Genomic DNA, 4,998 nt, shown 5'->3' with positions numbered 1-4,998 from the left:
CTGTTCCCATTCCGAACACAGAAGTTAAGCTCTTTAGCGCCGATGGTACTTGGTGGGAAGCTGCCTGGGAGAGTAGGACGTAGCCGCGTAATCTTTTTTTATGTTGAAAAAGTTAGAAAATAATAAACCCTTACTTATTTGGTAAGGGTTATTTTTTATAAAGATTCTGCAAATTTAATTATTCTTTCTAAACCTTTAGTAAAGTTATCTTCGCTACATGCATAAGAAATTCTTATATAGTTATCCATACCAAATGCTATTCCTGGAACTGCTGCAACTTGATATTCATCTAATAATCTATTACAAAATTCTATAGAAAAACTATCTTTATAATCTAGAGAGCCTTTTACTTTTGATAAATCTATAAAAACATAGAATGCTCCATCTGGAGTTACATAATCTAATTTATTATATTTATTTAAGATATCAACCACTATATCTCTACGACTTTTATATATACTAACTACTTCGTCTATATATTCAGGGCAATCTTTTAAGGCGCCATAAGCCACATATTGGCTTGTTAAAGAAGGATGAGATACTAAGTGTCCTTGTATAGTAGATATTGCTTTAGCAATTTTTTTATTACTTGCAGAATATCCAATTCTTAATCCTGTCATTGCAAATGATTTAGAAAAACCATTTATAGTTATCGTTATATTTTTTATATCTTCACCTAAAGATGCAACAGAAACAAACTGGTCTGTATAACAGATTTTTTCGTAAATTTCATCAGCTAATATGTATATATTATGATTTAAACATACTGTAGCTATTTCTAATAATTCTTCTTTTGTATATACTGCTCCAGTAGGATTTGAAGGGTTATTTAAAAATAACATTTTAGTATTTGGAGTTATATATTTTTCTAAAATTTCTTTTGTAAGTTTAAAGTCATTTTCTTTATTTGTATCGACAAATACAGGGTTAGCATTGACTAACTTTATCATTTCTGGATAACTAACCCAATAAGGTTTAGGTACAAGTATATCATCTCCTGGATTTACAAGAGCTAGTAATGTGTTTGTTATTGCATGTTTAGCTCCACTAGATACGACTATTTCATCCACATCATAATTACAATTATTTTCAGTTTTAAGTTTATTACATAATTGTTCTCTAAGCACTTTTAAACCAGGAACTAAGTCGTAATTAGTGAAATCATTATTAAGAGAATCTACACCGCATTGTTTAGCTTTATAAGGTACAAGTAAATCTGGCTCACCTATACTTAAATCTATAATATTTTTACCTTCTGATTTTAAGTTACGAACCTTTGTGCTTATACCAATTGTATAAGATGGTGTAATGTTATTTAATCTATTAGATAGCATTGCACGATACCTCCTCTTTGAAATAGATAATTATATTATATATGAATTTAGAACAATAAAGGAAACTATATAATATTTGCGCAAAAATTTCTGCAAAAAATTGAAATGAAATGTAAAAAATTTTAAAAAATTTGAATGTATTACAAATACTAACGTTCAAAAAAGGTAGATAGTAATTTCAATGCTTAGAGCGCATTTGACGATTATGTACAAATTTGGTAACCTTATATAGTAATAATTTATAAACTTCCCTTTAACTTAGTTGAAGGGGATTTTTTTCATCCTAAGATACTATATATAGTGGGTGTATTATTTTATAAATACAATATGTTGTGATGAAGGGGGATTTTTATTGTGATTGAAACGGTAAGAAAAAGAGATGGAAGAGTGATACCTTTTAATTCTGACAGGATAACTAGAGCTATATTTTTAGCTGCAAGCAAAGTGGCGGAAAGAGAAAATAGCAAAGCAGATTATCATTTAGCAGAATTATTAACTCAAGATGTAATTAAACTTTTAAATTTAAGATATGCAAATAATACTCCTGGAGTTGAAGATATACAAGATGCAGTTGTAAAAGTTCTTATAGAAAAAGGTCATGCAAAAACTAGTGAAGAATATATAGTTTATAGAACAGAGAGAAATAGAATAAGAAACTCTAAATCAAGACTTATGAAATCGATAGAACAAATAACTTTTGCTGATGCTGATGATGCTGATATAAAAAGAGAAAATGCAAATATAGACGGGAATACAGCTATGGGTACTATGCTTCAATATGGAAGTACTGTATCAAAAGAATTTTGCAAAACTCATATATTAAAGCCAGAACATGCTTTTGCTCATGATAATGGAGATATACATATACACGATATGGATTTTTTAAATATGGGGACATTAACTTGTTGCCAAATAGATTTAATAAAATTATTTAAAAATGGATTTTCTACAGGACATGGTTTCTTAAGAGAACCTAATGATATTATAAGTTATGCAGCACTAGCAGCAATAGCAATACAAAGCAATCAAAATGACCAGCATGGAGGTCAAAGTATACCATTCTTTGATTATGGCTTAGCTGAGGGTGTATATAAAACTTTTAAAAAATTATATGCTAATAATATGGCTAAAGCATTAGAATTATATGAAGACATAGAAGTCTTAGAACAAATTAGAGAGATAGTATCTTATGTAGAAGAACAAACAAACACTAAGCTTAGTATAAATATAGAAAAGTCATATATAGAACTAGAAAAAGAAGAGCTAATGAATAGGTTCAATATAGATTCTAAAGTTGCAGATAAGGTACAAAAGTTTGCTTTAAAGGAAGCTTATAAAGAAACAGATAGAAATACTTATCAAGCTATGGAAGCTTTTATTCACAATCTGAATACTATGCATTCAAGAGCAGGAGCACAAGTTCCTTTTTCTAGTGTGAACTTTGGTACGGATACTTCACCAGAAGGAAGATTAATTATTAAAAACTTATTACTATCAGTAGAAAAGGGCTTAGGAAATGGAGAAACAGCAATCTTCCCTATACTAATATTTAAAGTAAAAGAAGGAATAAACTTAAATCCAGAAGACCCTAATTATGATTTATTTAAGTTAGCATGTAGAGTATCAGCTAAAAGACTATTCCCTAATTTCAGTTTTTTAGATGCTCCTTTTAATGCTAAGTACTATGTAGAAGGTAGACCAGAGACTGAGGCCACATATATGGGATGTAGAACAAGGGTTGTTGGAAATGTGTGTGGAGAAGAAATAGTAAGTGGAAGAGGAAACTTATCATTTACAACAATAAACTTACCTAGACTGGGAATTAAACATGGTTCATTAAATGGACAAGTTATGGATGAAAAAGGATTTTATGATGAATTAGATGAAAAGATAGATTTAGTTATAGAACAATTACTTGAGCGATTTGAAGTTCAGGCTAGTAAGAAAGTTAAAAACTTCCCGTTCTTAATGGGACAAAATGTATGGAAAGGATCTGATGAATTAGGTCCAAATGATACATTAAGGGAAGTTATAAAACAAGGAACATTAACAGTAGGATTTATAGGATTAGCAGAATGTTTAATAGCCCTTATAGGTAAACACCATGGAGAAAGTCAAGAAGCTCAAAAGCTAGGATTAGAAATAATAACACATATGAGAGAAAGAATGGAAGAAGCTAGTGATAAATATGGACTAAATTTCTCATTAATAGCTACACCTGCTGAAGGTTTATCAGGAAGATTTACAGCTATAGATAAAAAACAGTATGGTGAGATAGAAGGTATAACAGATAAGGAATATTATACAAATTCATTTCATGTTCCTGTTTATCATAAATTAAGTTCTTTTGATAAAATACGAATAGAAGCTCCATACCATGAATTAACTAATGCAGGACATATAACTTATATAGAACTAGATGGAAGTCCTTCTAATAATCTAGAAGCTTTTGAAACTATTATAAGAGCTATGAAGGAATTAGGTATAGGATATGGTAGTATAAATCATCCATTAGATAGGGATCCAGTTTGTGGATACTCAGGAGTTATTCCAGGTGATGTATGTCCAGCATGTGGAAGAAAAGAATCAGATGGAGAAATAGGATTTGAAAGAATAAGAAGAATAACTGGATACTTAGTAGGTACAGTAGATAGATTTAATAATGCTAAAAAGGCAGAGGTAAGAGATAGAGTTAAACATAATTAATATTTAGTGGGGGTAATTTACATGAAGATAAGATTAGCTTCACCAATTACTTTTGATAGTATAGTTGATGGACCTGGATTAAGAGCTGTTATATGGACACAAGGATGTAATCATAATTGTAAAGGATGCCAAAATCCACAAACACATGATTTGTGTGGAGGTTATGAAGCTGATATCGATGATATAGCTAAGGATATACAAAAGTTAAAATTACACAGAGGCGTTACTTTATCTGGAGGAGAGCCATTTATGCAAAGTGAAGCTTTAACTGAAGTGGCTAAAGTGTGTAAAGAAAATAATCTGGATGTATGGGTTTATACAGGATATACATTTGAAGAACTTATAGATAAAAAGAATCCTTTATATTTTAACAATTTAAATTTACTTAGAAATATAGATGTATTAGTAGATGGAAGATTTATAGAAGCTAAAAGAGATATAAGTCTTAAATTTAGAGGTTCATCAAATCAAAGAATAATTGATGTAAAAAAGACATTAGAATTTAAAAATATATGTCTACATGAAGAATATATGAAAGAAGATTTATATATAGCTAAATAATGTAGATAAAATGGAAATGGATATAGAATTATGTAAGAAATTCTATATCCATTTTTGTTTATAGAAATAAAAAAATAGGGAATTATCGAAGATTAAAATATAAATGTTAAGATATTAATAAAAATGGTGGATAATGTGGATAATATTTATAAAATGAGGTGTATAAATGAATTTAAAATTGTAGATAATGTGGATAAAAGTGTTGATAATTTGTTGATTACTTTTTTAAATAAAGTAAAATAAAAAAATAATTAAAAAAATAAAAAAAACTATTGACGATAGTATGATTAGGTGGTAAAGTATTACTTGTCCTTGAGAAACGGACAAAACAAATTAAGAACTTTGAAAATTAAACAGTAGGTTAATTATAAAAATTCTTTTTAAAGAATTAAACAAC

General features: G+C 28.8%; 3 protein-coding genes and 1 rRNA gene. 3 read left to right on the top strand and 1 reads right to left on the bottom strand.

The window, feature by feature from the left end:
* Positions 1-89: ribosomal RNA gene (gene rrf, locus ABFX13_RS14355) — 5S ribosomal RNA — on the top strand; the annotation flags it as partial.
* 66 nt (positions 90-155) lie between these two features.
* Here the strand turns inward: rrf and ABFX13_RS14350 are convergent.
* The gene (locus tag ABFX13_RS14350) at positions 156-1,334 is read right to left on the bottom strand and encodes a pyridoxal phosphate-dependent aminotransferase (RefSeq protein WP_346047176.1); all 1,179 of its coding nucleotides are present in this window, start codon (positions 1,332-1,334) and stop codon (positions 156-158) included.
* 354 nt (positions 1,335-1,688) lie between these two features.
* On the opposite strand from ABFX13_RS14350, the gene ABFX13_RS14345 reads away from it, so the two are divergent.
* The gene (locus tag ABFX13_RS14345; protein ID WP_346047174.1) at positions 1,689-4,040 is read left to right on the top strand and encodes an anaerobic ribonucleoside triphosphate reductase; all 2,352 of its coding nucleotides are present in this window, start codon (positions 1,689-1,691) and stop codon (positions 4,038-4,040) included.
* A 21-nt stretch (positions 4,041-4,061) separates the two neighbouring features.
* Positions 4,062-4,601 carry an anaerobic ribonucleoside-triphosphate reductase activating protein gene (nrdG, locus tag ABFX13_RS14340; protein WP_346047172.1) on the top strand — a complete coding sequence of 180 codons (540 nt, stop codon included), beginning with the start codon at positions 4,062-4,064 and terminating at the stop codon, positions 4,599-4,601.
* Positions 4,602-4,998 lie beyond the last annotated feature (397 nt).

Origin of the sequence: Paraclostridium tenue (assembly GCF_039521565.1) — a bacterium.
Lineage (GTDB): Bacteria > Bacillota > Clostridia > Peptostreptococcales > Peptostreptococcaceae > Paraclostridium > Paraclostridium tenue.
Note: the sequence above shows the minus strand (reverse complement) of the source record. Positions and strands in the feature narration are given on the sequence as shown.